This window comes from Sphingomonas alpina (assembly GCF_014490665.1).
Classification (GTDB): domain Bacteria; phylum Pseudomonadota; class Alphaproteobacteria; order Sphingomonadales; family Sphingomonadaceae; genus Sphingomonas; species Sphingomonas alpina.
Genome location: NZ_CP061038.1, coordinates 100,188 through 114,000, shown reverse-complemented (window position 1 = coordinate 114,000; position 13,813 = coordinate 100,188). Strand labels below are relative to the sequence as shown.

The window sequence follows — 13,813 nt, the reverse complement described above, 5'->3', positions numbered from 1 at the left end:
CAATAGTCTCCAGTCATGTCAAAGAGCGTGACGACATACCGGCTGGCATCCCGTCCGCCGCCACGCTGCCATGCTCCGCGCCAGGATTGAATCGGCATCGTCGTCCGTATCGCCCGGCTTTCACTCGACATGTCGGCTCCGACCCGCACGCGAAGCAAATCTTCATCGCGTCAAACTTGCTCCACATTGAATATCCCATCAAATTGATAGAGATTTGATATCCGTTCAATCACGAGTGCCGAATCTCCATGGCCAAACCGCATCGATCGCCACAGCGCAGCTCTATCGATCGGGGGACTCTGGCCATCGCCACCCTGATCTATGGCGGCTGGCTTGCCGCGACCACATGGCATGCCGTGATCCCCACGCCGCTGCTGGTCCTGATCGGCGCCTGGCTCATCGCGTGGCACGGATCGCTGCAGCACGAGACAATCCACGGCCATCCGACGCATATCGCCGCGATCGATCGCGCGATCGGCTTCGTGCCGCTGTCGCTCTGGCTGCCCTATTCGCTCTATTACCGCAGCCATATTGCGCATCACGGCAGTGCCGAGATCACCAATCCCCATGAGGATCCCGAATCCCGCTATGTCGCGCGCCGCGGCGGTGCCGCATGGCTGGCCGCACGGATCCAGTCGACCCTGCCCGGGCATATGCTCGCGGGTCCGCCGATCGTGCTGGCCCGGTTCCTCAATAGCGAGATCCGTCGTGCATTTTCCGAGCCGGTACAGGTCATCCGCGACTGGCTGCCGCATCTGGCCGCAGTCGCCGTGCTGCTGGTCTGGCTCGATCATGTCGGGTTGAGCTTGGGCCGCTATATCCTGACCTTCGTCTATCCCGGCATGGCGCTCACCATGCTGCGGTCCTTTGCCGAACATCGCGCCCGGATCGACACGCCGGGCCGAGCGGCATCGGTCGAGCGCGGCGGGCTGTTCGGGCTGCTGTTCCTCAACAACAACCTCCATGCCGCGCATCATGAGCGGCCGGGGCTGTCGTGGCACAAGCTGCCTGCCTATCACCGCCATCATCGTGCGCGGCTGATCCGCGAAGGCGCGGTGCTGTATGCCGGCTATGGCGAGATCGTCCGGCGCTTCGCACTCCGCTCGCATGACTCACCGCTGCACCCCGCCTTCGAACGGCCGGTCGAATGACGCCGGGACTCGCCTCGCTCGGCATGTACGACCATGGGCCGCAACAGGCAGCGAACGACCGGCTGTGGGCGGAGCTTGCCCGCATCCTGCGTGCGCGCGGCATAGCCGGTGTACCCGACCGGCTCGAGCGCCGCCGATCGGTGCAGGATCTGTGGCACGCCCCGGATCTGCTGTTCGGCCAGATCTGCGGCTATCCATTGGTGAGCGATCCATCGCTGTCGCTGCGGGTGCTTGGCGTGCCGGTCTACGACGCGCCCGGCTGCAGCGAGGGCCTGCATCGCAGCTTCCTGATCACCCGGCGGGAAGAAGTGAGCTCGATCGCCGACTATCGCGGCCGGGTGGCAGCGATCAACGACCGGCACTCCAATACCGGCACCAATTTGTTCCGCGCCCTGATCGCGGACCTGGCGGGCGGCGAAGCATTTTTCAGCGAGGTGCGAGAGACCGGCGCGCACCGCCAGAGCATCAGCGCGATCGTGATGGGCGAGGCCGACATCGCCGCGATCGACGCGGTCACCTATGCCGCTGTGCTGCGCGCCGAACCCGAGCTGGCGACGACGCTGCGCATCCTCGGCACGACCGCGGAGTCGGCGACGCCGCCGTTCGTGACCTCGCGCAACACCAGTATCGAAACGGTCGCGGCCTTGCGCATGGCGCTGGCCGATATCGTCGCCGATCCCGGACTGGCCGAGACCCGCACAACCCTGTTCCTGCGCGACATCGTGCCCGGCAGCCCCGAGCGATACGCGCCGCTGCGCGCGATCGAGCGTGATGCCGCCGCTGCCGGCTACCCCGATTTACGCTGATCAATCTGAAAGGGCGTCCCCATGCGATCCATCACGATATTCCTCAGCGCGCTGCTTGCGACGACACCGCTCGCCGCGCAGACGATCGTCTTCGACCCGCATCTCGATCTGCCGAAATCGGCGACGGCAGCCGATTGGGCCGGTCTTGCCGACCCCGCATCGCAGTTCGACCTGGAACGCGCGAAGAAAGGCGGGTTGACGACCGCCGCCATCGCGCTGTTCGTGCCGCAGGGCCCACGCGATCCAGCGTCACTGACCGCCGCCCGGCGCGAAGCCGTCGCCCATGATGCGGCGATCCATGCGATCGCCGACCGCAACCCCGCGCTTGCGGCATTTGCCCGATCTCCCGCCGAGGTTCGCCGGATCGTCGCGAGCGGCAGGTTTGCCGTGGTCGAAAGCCTGCTCAACGCCTGGCCACTGGGCGACGACCTCGATGCGTTCGACCACTGGCAGGCGCGCGGCGTAAGCATCCTGGGCTTTGTCCATGCCGGGCATAATCAGTTCGCCGATTCCTCCCGCCCGGCGCTTCAGCTGGGCGACCGGGTCACCGAGCATAATGGGCTGTCGCCGCTCGGGCGCGAGGCGGTAAAGCGCCTCAATGATCTCGGCATATTGATCGATGTCTCGCAATTGTCGGACGCAGCCTTTGATCAAGTGATCACACTCAGCCGCGCGCCGGTGATCGCGAGCCATTCCGACGTTCGCGCGCTGATCGACAGCCCGCGCAACCTGACCGACGCGCAACTCGACAAGCTGAAGGCCCGGGGCGGCGTCATCGCGATCAATGCGTTCAGCGCCTATCTGCGCGCGCGCAGCCCGGAAACCTTGAAAGCCGTCGCGGCATTGCAGACGGAATATGGCCTGTCGCCGACCAGCGGCGTGACGCTCTCCGCCGAGAAGCAGGTGGAGTATGACCATCGCTACCACGACATTGTCGGCAAGGAGCCCAAAGCGAGCATCGACAATCTGATCGACGCGGTCGACCATGCGGTGAAGCGGATCGGCATCGACCATGTCGCGCTGTCGTCGGACTTCAACCATGGCGGCGGCGTCACCGGCTGGTCCGACGTCGGCGAGACCGCCAATGTCACGGCAGCATTGGCGCGCCACGGTTATAGCCCCGCGCAGATCGAGAAGCTGTGGGGCGGCAATGTCCTTCGGGTCTGGCAGGCCGCGATCGATGCGCGCGATCCGGCCTATCGGCGCAAGTCAGGCTGATCGCCGCATCATCGTACCGCGCCGGACGCCGGCCGCTTGCCCGTCTCGACCCAGGATCTCAGCGCCTTCCAGGCCGCGCCGGTCTGTTCCGCACTGAAGCCGCAATGGGTATAGCCCTCCACTCCGCCGATCGGCAGCGGCGCTTTGACCGCCGGCACCGTGTACTGGACCAGCTTGCCCCGATTGCCCGCCGCCGCGACGATCCGCCCGAGCGCTTCGGTCTGTGCATAAGGGACCAAGGAATCGATCCTGTTGTGGATCGTGATCAACGGCGTGCGGAACCGGCCGATCGCCTGGTGCCATTGGCGTGCGGCAGCCACCGCCGCCGGATCGGCAGCAATGCGCTGCACGCCCGTGTTGAACGCCTCCGCTTCCTGCGGGGTCATGTCGGGCGGGGCGTAGGATTTGCCGATATTGCCATAGATCTGACCGCCCAGCGTCTCCTTCAGATCGTCGGCGCCCAGGGTGATGGTCACCAATGGATAGGCAAGCGAGGCAGGTTCCGGCTCGAAGCCGCCGATCGCAGCCACTTGCCGAACGATCTTCGCTTCGCGCCCATCCGGGTTGGCGGTCGCCGCTTTGGACAATGCCAATACCGGGGTCGCGACCTTCGCGATCTGCGCCCATCTAAACGCTTCGCCATTGGTGGAATCCCCAGCCGGCGGCACGGTAGGCAGCGCGGAACGGGCCAGGTCCTGCTCGCCCGGCAACGCATAGGGCGTGCCGGCGGTGAGGAAATTATAGGCGGCACGCATGTCGATCAGCTGGCCGAACAGGCTTTCCCAGCCATCGGTTACGCCGCAGGCGGAGAGCGCGCCAGCAAACGCCGCGGGATGCTGCTCGATCAACGAGAGGACGATATTGCCGCCCATCGATGCGCCGCTGACATACACTCGCTTCGTGCCCAGCTTCACCATGAAATCGCGCAGGCGCAGTGTGTTCTCGGTGCCGGTCTGAACGCCCATCCCGGCTTTGTCATAAGCGCTATGCCCGACCGCGAAGCCCTCGGCATAGGCTGCGGCCAGCGCTCCGCCGCTCCCTGTTTTGCCCAGCGGGTCTTCGGCTACCGCGACCGGCGTCCCAGGCGTCGAATAGCCATGGGCGAAAAGCAGGGCATCATGGTTCCAGGTCGCCGGAAAGGCCATTGCGAACTGGTCGCCGTCAAGCTTGCCGTCGAGGATCAGGCCGCCGCCCGGCGCCGCCTTGGTCGCGATCCCGGTAGCGCCCAGCGCCTTTGCCCGCGCGACGATCCCCGCCTGTGCTGCGGTGAGCGCGGGTGCGGGAGCATCCGCGGCGACAACCGGGGCGGCAGAAGCGAGCAGCATGACGGCCGCCCATCTGGTCCGTGCGGATCCGGCGGCATGCGAGGTCCTCATAGCGATTCCTTTCCTGATGTGCGGATCAGCGCGGGCGCGTACCGAGGTATCGGTCGAAGAACCGGCCGATGATCTGATAGGTTTCGGTGGATTCGGGCATGTCCGGCCAGACAAAAAAGGCATGCGGCAATCCGTCGAACAGATAGAGTTCGGCCGGAACACCCGCCGCTCTCAAGCGGCGATGCGCCAATGTCAGCCCACTGACCGCGAAATCGCGCCCGCCGGCAAGCAACAAGGTCGGCGGAAAGGCCTTTATTTCGGCATCGGACGCCAGCGGATAAGCGATCGCGTCGCTCACCGGCACCTCGGCAAGATAGGGGGTCGGCAGGGTCGACGGCAGTGTTGCAACCGCAAGCGCCGGACCACCGGTTACAGGACCGGAAATATAGGGACTGTCGCCGGAATACGGTGCGGCGGTGCCGCAAAAGGTCCCGACCGCCCCGGGACGCGGCAGCCCCTGCTTCCGGATCCAGGCGATCGACTGGGCGGCGATGATCCCGCCCGCGGAACAGCCATAGATGCCGATATTCTCCGGGCGATACCGCTTCAGCAAGGCGCGATAGACTGCCGTCACATCTTCGGATGCCGCCGGATAGTGATGCTCGGGGGCAAGGCGATAATCGACCGTCACCACCTCGACCCCCATCGTGGCGGCGATCGGGATCGCTTCCACCAGGGCGCCGCTACCGGCACCCCAGATGAACGCGCCGCCATGGACGTTGATCAGCACCCGGCGCTGATGGCGCGGCGCGATCCCCTTTGCCGGCGTGACGATGTCCACACCGACCCCGGCGATCGTCTCATGCCGTTCCAGCGTCCGGAAGTTCCGCCGCATCTCGGCGAGCCGGTCGTCATTATACTTGCCGTAAAAGGCACGCGAGCGCGCGATGTCGCCCTTCAGATCCGGTGCTTTTGCCGCCGCCATCCGCTCCAGGACGCGCCTCGCCTCCGGACTGAGCTGGTTCGAGGTGGGCAAGGCGAAGGACGGCACCTGGAGCACTGCAGGGTGCTGCGCCAGGGTGGGCGCGGTACAGCACAGCGCCGCGATCGCCATGATCCATTTCATTTGCCGGATGCCCCAAGTTTTGCCGTCAGGAAACGCGCCATCGTGGCGAAGGCGGCGTCGCTCTCCGGCGCCTCGACATAGGCCCAGAAGGCGTGCGGCAGCCCGTCGAACATCACCAGTTGCGCAACGCCGCCCGCCGCATCGAGCCTGCGGCAGAAATCGGCGGTGGCGCTCAGCAGCACGTCGCGGCTGCTGGTCAGGCACAAGGTCGGCGGCCATCCTGACAGGTCACCGCGCGCCGGCGACAGCAAGGGATCGGCCAGATCCACCGAACCGGCATAGACGCGTGCCAGCCCGGTCATGCCGGGATCGCCGAACAGCGTCACCGAATCGCCGAAACCGGTCAGGTCGGCGCTCCCCGAGAACATGCCGAGCGCACCGGGCAGAGGCAGCGTCGCCGCCTTCAGGCGCGCGATCAGTTCAGGACCGAGGATCGCACCCGCCGACGTGCCATAGAGTCCGATCCGCCGCGCCGGCGCCTGTTTCAGCAGGGCGCGATAGACTGCCAGCCCATCCTCCACGGCTGCGGGGAAACGATGTTCGGGCGACAGGCGGTACAGCACCGCGACCACGCGGTATCCGGTCAACGCGGCAATCGGAATATTCTCGGTCAGCGATCCGGAATCGACCATGAAGCCGCCGCCATGGAGGTTCATCAACAGGGGTCTTCCCTTCCGCCAGCCCTTCGGCGTGAAGATGCGGACCGGAACGCCCTCGATCGCCCCGTCCTCCACCGCCACCTTGTAGCGATCGCGCATCCGGTCGCCGATCTCGTGCTGGATCGCGTCCGACCGGGCGCGGCGTTCGGCCATCGTCTTCGCGGCGTTGGGGCGCGCTGCGTCTGCGGCAAGCGCCGACCGTGCTTCGGTGCTGAGGTTGGTCGGCGGCGGCAGGACCTGCTGCGCCGTCGCCGCTGTGGCGAGTGCCAGGCCGAATGAAAGGATCATGGCGTTGCGCAACATCATCGGCGGGCCTTTACGAGTGCGGCATAAAGCCTGGCGCTTGGCTTGACGGTGCGTTTGAACGTCGTGCGATCGACCGCAACCAGGCCGAATCTGGGGCCATAGCCCGAGAACCATTCGAAATTGTCGAGCAGCGACCAGTGGATATAGCCGATCACCGGCACACCGTCCCGTCGCGCGGCATCGACCGAGGCGATCGCTTCGGGAATGAAGCGCGCCCGTTCGGCGTCGTCGACGGCATCGATGCCATTTTCGGTGACGAGGATCGGCTTGCCCGTCATGCGGTGGGCATAGCGCGCGACATTGCCGACCGCGGCGGGATACCATTCCTTGCCATTGGGCCGGCGTGGCGCATCGGCGGGCAGATCCAGCGCGCGGTCCGGCCCGATATAGTCGCGGCCATAGGTCTGGATGCCGACGAAATCGTCCTTGTCCATCACCGCGAAGAACGGGCCATAGACATCGGCGCGCTTGCGCTCGATCGCACTGTTCGCGCCGATCGCCACCTCGTCGGGAATGGCGAGACTCATGCCGACGGGAAGGTCACCGCGCACTGCCTTGATCGCCGCGCGCGCTTTGACATGCGCAGCAACCACGCCGGGGATCATGGGATGCGGTTCACCGGCATTGAGCAGCGAGAAACGATCCGATCCGCTTGCCCTGGCCGCCGCCGCGACCGAGGCCGCGATCAGCGCCTGAAATTTCGCATCGGGCGGATGTGCCGACCAGCGTCCGCCAAGCGCCAGATTGGGCTCGTTGAAGGTCAATGCATGACTGATCCCCCCGGCCATCGCCCGCGCCACCCGGTCGCAGTAGCGCGCGAACCAGTCAGGCGCCTGGGGGTTCTCCCAGCCGCCGGCGGCGGCGAACCAGCGCGGTGTGGTGAAATGGTTGAAGGTGACGACCGGCGCCAGCCCCTGTTCACGGCAGTGATCGACGATGCGGCGATAATGATCGAGATAGGCCTGGCTGAACTGGCCCTGCGCAGGCTCGATCCGCGACCATTCGACCGAGAAGCGATAACAGTTGAGCCCGAGCGTCCTGACGATCGCCACATCCTCGCGCCAGCGGTTCAGGCTGTCGCAGGCATCGCCGGAGGGCTCGGCGAAAACGCTCGGCCTGACCTGTTCGAGCAGCCAGATGTCGGCATTGACATTGTTGCCCTCGACCTGGTGCCCGGCAGTCGCCGCCCCCCACAGGAAATCGGATTTGCCCCGCGCCATCGCCGGCGCCGATGCCGTCAGCGATGCGGCGGCGGCCAGGCCAAGCGCATCGCGCCGGCTCAGCCCGTGCATTGTGTCGCTCATTTGATCGCGTCCGGGGCCGGGCGCTTGCCGGTTTCGACCCATGACCGCAGAACCCGGAATGCGCCCGCGCCCTGCTCCGAAGTGAAGCCGCAATGGGTATAACCCTCGAAATCGCCCGGAATGGGCAGCTTCATCCGGGTCGGTGGCACTGCATATTGGATGAGGTTCCGCCCGTTCCCGGCCCTGGCGACGATCCGTCCGAGCGCCTCGGACTGGCTGAACGGCACCAGCGAGTCGATCGTCTGATGGACGGTGACCAGCGGGATGGAAAAGCGGCCGGTCGCCTCATGCCATTTCCGGGCATAGGCAGTCGCGCGCGGATCGGCCTGGAAGCGCTGGATCTTCGCGTTGAACGCCGCCGTCTCTGCGGCTGCCATTTCGACCGGGCGATACAGTTTGCCGACATTGCCGACCGGCAGTCCGCCCATGGTGGCGACGATATCGTCCATGCCGAGCGCGGCGACGTAAAGCGGGGTCGCCACCGCCACGACATCGGGCGCGAACCCGCCGATCGCGGCGACCTGGCGGATGATCCGGGCCTCCGGCCCATCCGGATGCGTTCTGGCCGCGGTGAACAGGGCCAGCACGGGTGCCGCCAGTTTCAGCTTCTGCGCGGCACGAAAGGCATCGCCATCGGTCGTGTCGCCCGCCGGCGGCGTCACCGGCAATCCCGACCGGGTCACGTCCTGCCCACCCGGCAACGCATAGGGGGTACCGGCGGTCAGTACGGTATAGGCGGCGCGCATATCGGCAAGCGCGCCGATCTCGCTCAGCCAGCCATGCGTCACGCCGCACAATGCCGTCGCGCCGACAAAGGCGCGTGGATGCTGCTCGATCAGCGACAGGACGATATTGCCGCCCATCGAACCGCCCGCGAGATAGGCGCGCGAAGCCCCCAGCCGACCGGCGAACGCACGCAACGCCAGCAGGTTGCGCGTCGCCGTCTCCGTCCCGATCCCGTTCTTGTCGTAAATGGTGACGCCAGCCGCGAATCCCTGCCCATAAGCGTCGCGCAGCATCCCGGCGGCCGGATCCTTGACGATCGGATCGTCCGGCAAGGTCGGCTGGGCGCCGGGCGTGGCATAGCCGCCCGCGAACAGCAGCAATTGCCGGTTCCAGCCCCGCGGCACGCCGAGCGAGAAGCGACGCCCGTCGAGCTTGCCGCCCAGGATCATGCCGCCATCGGGACCCGATGCCGTCGTCACGTCGGTTGCGCCGACACGTTTCGCCTGCTCGATCAGCGCGACTTGTTCGGCGGTCGGCGAGAAGACCGCGACACCGGACGCTATGGTAGGCGATACCGGCGCGGCCGGGGTCTGCTGCGCCGGGACAGGTGCCCCGGCGAGCAGTGCGACGGGCATCGCGCCAAACAACATTCGCTTCATGACCGCCCTTTCAGAAGCGATAGCGAAGCTGGACGCCATATTGCGCCGGCTCGCCATAGATCGAATTGTTGAAGCCCGAATTGTTGTACCCCGGATTGGATGTCACTCGATATTGCTTGTCGAGGACGTTGGTGCCGTACAGGGCCAGGTCGAGCGGCGCGCCACGCACGTCGTTCCATTCCAGCCGCAGGTTGAGCAGGCCATAGGACGGGATCGTGTCGAACGGCTGGATCTCCGGCGTGACCCGCAGGCTCGATTGCCATGACCAGGTTGCCCGTATCGCCATGTCACCTTCGCGTGCCGGGATCGGCAATGCGAGACGCGCGTCGAGACTATATTTGTGCTTGGGCACGAACGAGAAGGGCGTCCCGGCGAGATCGCGGCTGGGTTGCGCGGCGGTCAGCGCCTGCGGGATCGCCGGGATCGCAAGCGAATTATATTCCAGGTATCGCGCCGAGTTGAACGAATAGGTGCCGCTCAATGTCAGCGCCTTGAACGGGATCAGCATGCCTTCGAATTCGAGCCCCAGAACGCGTGCCTTCTGGGCATTGGTCAGGATGTCCGAGCCGGCAATCGCCGCGCGCTGGATCACCTGGATATCGCTGAACCAGGTATAGAAAGCGGCGATGTTGGTGCGCGCGCGCACCGTGCCCAGGGTCCAGTCGCGCTTCAGCCCGACTTCGGCGTCGGTCACTTTCTCGGGCAGCACTCCGAACAACGGATGCTGCTCGCCGAGGAACAGCGAGACGATCGGATTGTTCGCGCCCGATTTATAGCCGCGACGCGACACCGCATAGAGCAAGGTCTGCGGGTCTGCCTGCCAGTCGAGCCCGAGTTGCCAGGTGGGTCCGTTGCTCCGTCCGTCGAATGCCGGCGAGGTGCAATTGGGGTATTTCAGCGTGGGAAAGCCACCGGCGGCAACCGCCTTGAACGCGTCATAGACGCACAGATTGGCATTGAGTCCGATCACCTGCGCCGCCTGGGCCGGGGTGATCAGCCCGATCGCTGCCAGCTTGTTGAACACCTGATAGCTGTCGGGCGACTGATAGCTCTGGATGTGGCCGCCATAGGTATCCCAGGTCCAGCGGAAGCCGGCCGTCGCGGTCAGGGTCGGTGCCAGTTTATACTGTACCTGGGCATAGACAGCCTTGCTCCGGCCATGGACCTCGGCGCTGGGCTGCAGCGAAAGCGCGGGCAGCAAGGGCCCGTTGGCACCGATCAATGCCTGTACCGCAGGCGGCAGGATGATCGGGCCGCCACCCAATATACCCCCCAGCTGCAACGGATTCACCGTCTGGAAGGTCAGCGGCGCCATGGTCTTCTGGTCGAGGTAGAAGCCGCCTGCCTGCACGCGCAGCGTTCCGTCATCATAGCGCGCCTGCACTTCCTCCGTAATGGTGCGCAGATTGTTGTTGTAGCTGCCCGGATACGCGCCGAGCAGGTCGGCGATCGGCAATGGGGTCGAATCCCGGTCGGTCGCGCTGGTCGAGCGGCTCCGGCTGTAGCTGACGATGTTCTTGAAGGTCAGCGTATCGCTTGCCCGCCACTCGGTGTTGTTGAGCACGAGCAGATTCTTGGACACCTCCCGGGTCGGCACGCTCAGCGCGGTACGGCGTATGCCGCGCGCCTGCTGCGCCTGAAGATAGGGAAGAAGCAACGCGGCATAGGGCCGGCCGGGGTTGACCGACATCAATATGCTGCCGCCGCCATGCTCGTTCACATCGACATAACTGACCGCAGTATAGTTGCTGATCGTGTCGGTCGGATTGAGCTGGACGCCGAGGCGGAGCGAATAATTGTTGCGATTGAGATAGTCGCGCCCCGTCACCACGTCGCGAACATAGCCATCACGCTTGTCGAACTGTCCCGCGACGCGGATCGCGAGAATGTCGCTGACGATCGGCACGTTGAGCGCACCCTGCACGCTGGTGCGCTGGAAATTTCCGAGCGTGCCGTCGATATATCCTTCGACCTTGTTCATCTTGGGCCGCGCCGGTTCGAGCAACACCGCGCCACCGGTGGTGTTGCGCCCGAACAGCGTCCCTTGCGGCCCCTTGAGCACTTGGAGCGAGGCCAGGTCGTAGAAATTCCCCGGCCCGCTGACGGTCGAAGGCACTTCGGCGAAATAACCGACCACGCCCGGGCCGCTGCCGGTGCCGGCGCCGCCGGTCCCGCCCATGCCGCGGATCGTATAGGTTTCCTGGTTCCGGGCGACATCGCCCAGCACCGACAGCGAAGGCGTGAAATTCTGCAGGTCGGTACCGTTGGCGATACCCTTTTCGCGCAATGCATTCTGCGTGAAGGCAGTCACCGCGACCGGCACCTTCTGGCTGAACTCCGCCGACCGGCGCGCGGTGACGACGATATCCTCCAGCCCGTCCGGTTGCTCCGCCGGCCGTCCGCTCTGCTGGTCGCCGGGCACTGCCGGAGCGGCGACCGTCGCGGGAACGACCTCTACCCTCGCTGCGACCCGAACGGGCGCCGCGGTCAGCACGGCGGTTCGCCCGTCAAACGAGGCAATGCGCAGATGCGATGGCGCGATCAGCCGGGTCAGCGCATCGACGATCGTCATGTGCCCCTTGATTGCCGCCGTCTGCTTGCCGCGCGTCGCTTCATCCGGCGCGATGATCTGAATGCCGGCCTGGCGAGCGAATGCCTTGATCCCCCGCGCCGCGGGCTGCACCGCAAGATCGAAGTCGCGTGCCTGTGCATGTGCGACACCGGGCGCCATAGCGGCGATCGATGTAATCGATATCATTCCAAAATAGACGGCTGTACGCAAAGTCCCCTCCCCTCCTGGTTTACGCGTCTCGAGCGCGTCTATGAAACAGGATGGGTGGCCCGCACTCTTCCGTCACCGGCGCCGCGATTATCTCACAATGCGTGTTGTCGTCTCATCCTGTTCGACATGACCGCCCACCATCGTCGCCGCCGACCGCGCGAAACTTTCCGGGTCGCCGGCCTGGAACCAGCCTACCACCTTTCGGTTCGCCAGGCTTTCCTCGACTGTCACTTGATGGCGGTTGTAGCGATTGAATTCGGCCGCCGCCTCGGCCAGCGTCATGCCGTCGAGCACGATCTCCCCGCGCGACCAGGCGAGCGCCTGCTCCACGCCGCCATTCCTGACTGCGGCGTTGCTGGCTCCGGTCGCATCCTGAAGGCGAACGCGGTGCCCCGCCTTGAGGCTGATGAACCGCGTGGGCGTGGTCTCGGACCAGGCGCGCACCGTGCCCGAGGTGACGGTGACGTCGGTGGCGCCATTGCGGCGTCGCACCGCGAACGCCGTCCCCACTGCCTCGACCCGGATCGGGCCCGCCGAGACGATAAAGGGTCGCGATCGATCCTTGGCGACATGGAACCAGGCCTCGCCGCGCTCCATCTCGACCAGGCGGCGCGACGGGGTCATGCGGACATGCGACAGGCTGGCCGTGTTCAACACCATCACCGAACCGTCGGTCAGTTCGGTGCGGGTTCGCTCCCCGAGCCCAGTGGTGTAAGCGCGGCTCCCATCCCCGCCGAGCCAGAAAAGGCCCGCCATCGCCGCGGCAACGATGCCGGCGCCGCCCAACGCCATGAACCGGCGGCGCGGCATCTCCCGACGGATCCTGGCAGCGCTTTCATCGACATCTTCAAGCTGCTGCCACATCGCCTGGGCGCGAAGATAGGCGCCCTGACGACGGGTATCGCCAGCCAGCCACGCGGCAAGCTCGGCCGCGGTCGTCGGATCGTCGCGCACGCGATCGATCCTTACCACCCATGCCGCGGCATCGCGGTTAATGGCGTCGGCGGAGTCGCGGACGTGCATGATCTTGCCTCTTCGTGAACAGGGACAGGTCGGAGCGCTCCTCATCGCTCAGCCCCGCCAGAATGCTGCGCAATCCCCGGGTCAGGTCATTTTCGACGACCATCTCGGTCACCCCCAACCGCTCCGCGGCCTCGCGCTGCGAGAGCCCTTCGAGCTTGCGCAACCGGAAAACAATACGCCGCCGTTCAGGCAGGGCCGCGAGCAGCGCCCCAACCCGCGCAAGCCAGTCGCGGTCGATCGCGATGCGCTCTGGCGAGAGCTCGTCGCTATGACCGGTAATGGCCTGCTCCATTTCGGCGGCGCCACCGATCGCTTCGATCTGCACCACCCGCGCGCGCCGCAGATCGGCCAGTACGATGTTGCGCGCGACCTGGAATAAATAGCGCCTGGGCTCGACGATATGGGTCACGTCGTCCATGGCGGCGATGCTGCAATATGCCTCCTGGATGACGTCCTCGATATCCTGGCGCGCCACGCTGCGACGCAACCAACGCCGCAACGCAGGCTCGTGCGGAAGAATATTCCGCGCCACCCAAGTGACCAGATCGACGCGCGCCATTCACCCTCCTAGTGCATGAGATGGGCGAGAGCAGCATTTCCGTCGACAAATCGGTGTCATGGAGCCGCCGGCATCGCATTTTCAAGTTGAGCGGATTCATCCAACGCGATTCAATCGCGCATCGGGATAGCGCATGGCGGGGGTCGAACGAGACGTCGGACCGGCGCTCTTGCCCCGC

General features: G+C 65.7%; 11 protein-coding genes. 3 read left to right on the top strand and 8 right to left on the bottom strand.

Annotation, left to right across the window (positions count from 1 at the left end; translation table 11 throughout):
- Positions 1-248: 248 nt before the first annotated feature.
- From H3Z74_RS00485 to H3Z74_RS00475, 3 genes are read left to right on the top strand one after another with little or no spacing between them, the layout of a single operon-like run.
- On the top strand, positions 249-1,151 hold the full coding sequence (locus tag H3Z74_RS00485; protein WP_187762082.1) for a fatty acid desaturase: 903 nt from the start codon (positions 249-251) through the stop codon (positions 1,149-1,151).
- On the top strand, positions 1,148-1,957 hold the full coding sequence (locus H3Z74_RS00480) for a phosphate/phosphite/phosphonate ABC transporter substrate-binding protein (protein WP_187762081.1): 810 nt from the start codon (positions 1,148-1,150) through the stop codon (positions 1,955-1,957). Before H3Z74_RS00485 ends, H3Z74_RS00480 begins: the two co-directional genes overlap by 4 nt.
- Before the next feature lie 21 nt (positions 1,958-1,978).
- Positions 1,979-3,175, top strand: coding sequence for a dipeptidase (locus H3Z74_RS00475; RefSeq protein WP_187762080.1), 1,197 nt, complete (start codon positions 1,979-1,981; stop codon positions 3,173-3,175).
- A gap of 8 nt (positions 3,176-3,183) precedes the next feature.
- Here the strand turns inward: H3Z74_RS00475 and H3Z74_RS00470 are convergent, their stop codons facing one another.
- The 8 genes from H3Z74_RS00470 to H3Z74_RS00435 all read right to left on the bottom strand — a co-directional run bounded on the left by H3Z74_RS00470 (position 3,184) and on the right by H3Z74_RS00435 (position 13,635).
- On the bottom strand, positions 3,184-4,551 hold the full coding sequence (locus H3Z74_RS00470; protein WP_187762079.1) for an alpha/beta hydrolase family protein: 1,368 nt from the start codon (positions 4,549-4,551) through the stop codon (positions 3,184-3,186).
- Positions 4,552-4,576: 25 nt separating this feature from the next.
- The gene (locus H3Z74_RS00465; RefSeq protein WP_229726796.1) at positions 4,577-5,617 is read right to left on the bottom strand and encodes an alpha/beta hydrolase; all 1,041 of its coding nucleotides are present in this window, start codon (positions 5,615-5,617) and stop codon (positions 4,577-4,579) included.
- On the bottom strand, positions 5,614-6,564 hold the full coding sequence (locus tag H3Z74_RS00460) for an alpha/beta hydrolase (protein ID WP_187762078.1): 951 nt from the start codon (positions 6,562-6,564) through the stop codon (positions 5,614-5,616). Before H3Z74_RS00460 ends, H3Z74_RS00465 begins: the two co-directional genes overlap by 4 nt.
- Positions 6,565-6,578: 14 nt before the next feature.
- A complete protein-coding gene (locus tag H3Z74_RS00455) occupies positions 6,579-7,886 on the bottom strand; it encodes a glycoside hydrolase family 1 protein (protein ID WP_229726795.1) in 1,308 nt (435 codons plus the stop codon).
- Positions 7,883-9,271: an alpha/beta hydrolase gene (locus tag H3Z74_RS00450; protein ID WP_187762077.1), complete on the bottom strand. Its 1,389-nt coding sequence runs from the start codon at positions 9,269-9,271 to the stop codon at positions 7,883-7,885. Before H3Z74_RS00450 ends, H3Z74_RS00455 begins: the two co-directional genes overlap by 4 nt.
- A gap of 10 nt (positions 9,272-9,281) precedes the next feature.
- On the bottom strand, positions 9,282-12,029 hold the full coding sequence (locus H3Z74_RS00445) for a TonB-dependent receptor (RefSeq protein ID WP_229726794.1): 2,748 nt from the start codon (positions 12,027-12,029) through the stop codon (positions 9,282-9,284).
- Positions 12,030-12,140: 111 nt separating this feature from the next.
- Complete coding sequence (locus tag H3Z74_RS00440) at positions 12,141-13,076, bottom strand: FecR family protein (RefSeq protein WP_187762076.1); 936 nt, start codon at positions 13,074-13,076, stop codon at positions 12,141-12,143.
- Positions 13,045-13,635, bottom strand: coding sequence for an RNA polymerase sigma factor (locus H3Z74_RS00435; protein ID WP_187762075.1), 591 nt, complete (start codon positions 13,633-13,635; stop codon positions 13,045-13,047). Before H3Z74_RS00435 ends, H3Z74_RS00440 begins: the two co-directional genes overlap by 32 nt.
- Positions 13,636-13,813: the final 178 nt, after the last annotated feature.

Excerpts from the sequence above, each read along its gene's own strand:
- H3Z74_RS00470 (WP_187762079.1), bottom strand. The coding sequence starts at position 4,551 with ATGAGGACCTCGCATGCCGCCGGATCCGCACGGACCAGATGGGCGGCC.
- H3Z74_RS00455 (WP_229726795.1), bottom strand. The coding sequence starts at position 7,886 with ATGAGCGACACAATGCACGGGCTGAGCCGGCGCGATGCGCTTGGCCTG.
- H3Z74_RS00485 (WP_187762082.1), top strand. The coding sequence starts at position 249 with ATGGCCAAACCGCATCGATCGCCACAGCGCAGCTCTATCGATCGGGGG.
- H3Z74_RS00440 (WP_187762076.1), bottom strand. The coding sequence starts at position 13,076 with ATGCACGTCCGCGACTCCGCCGACGCCATTAACCGCGATGCCGCGGCA.
- H3Z74_RS00450 (WP_187762077.1), bottom strand. The coding sequence starts at position 9,271 with ATGAAGCGAATGTTGTTTGGCGCGATGCCCGTCGCACTGCTCGCCGGG.
- H3Z74_RS00460 (WP_187762078.1), bottom strand. The coding sequence starts at position 6,564 with ATGATCCTTTCATTCGGCCTGGCACTCGCCACAGCGGCGACGGCGCAG.
- H3Z74_RS00445 (WP_229726794.1), bottom strand. The coding sequence starts at position 12,029 with ATGATATCGATTACATCGATCGCCGCTATGGCGCCCGGTGTCGCACAT.
- H3Z74_RS00465 (WP_229726796.1), bottom strand. The coding sequence starts at position 5,617 with ATGAAATGGATCATGGCGATCGCGGCGCTGTGCTGTACCGCGCCCACC.
- H3Z74_RS00435 (WP_187762075.1), bottom strand. The coding sequence starts at position 13,635 with ATGGCGCGCGTCGATCTGGTCACTTGGGTGGCGCGGAATATTCTTCCG.
- H3Z74_RS00480 (WP_187762081.1), top strand. The coding sequence starts at position 1,148 with ATGACGCCGGGACTCGCCTCGCTCGGCATGTACGACCATGGGCCGCAA.
- H3Z74_RS00475 (WP_187762080.1), top strand. The coding sequence starts at position 1,979 with ATGCGATCCATCACGATATTCCTCAGCGCGCTGCTTGCGACGACACCG.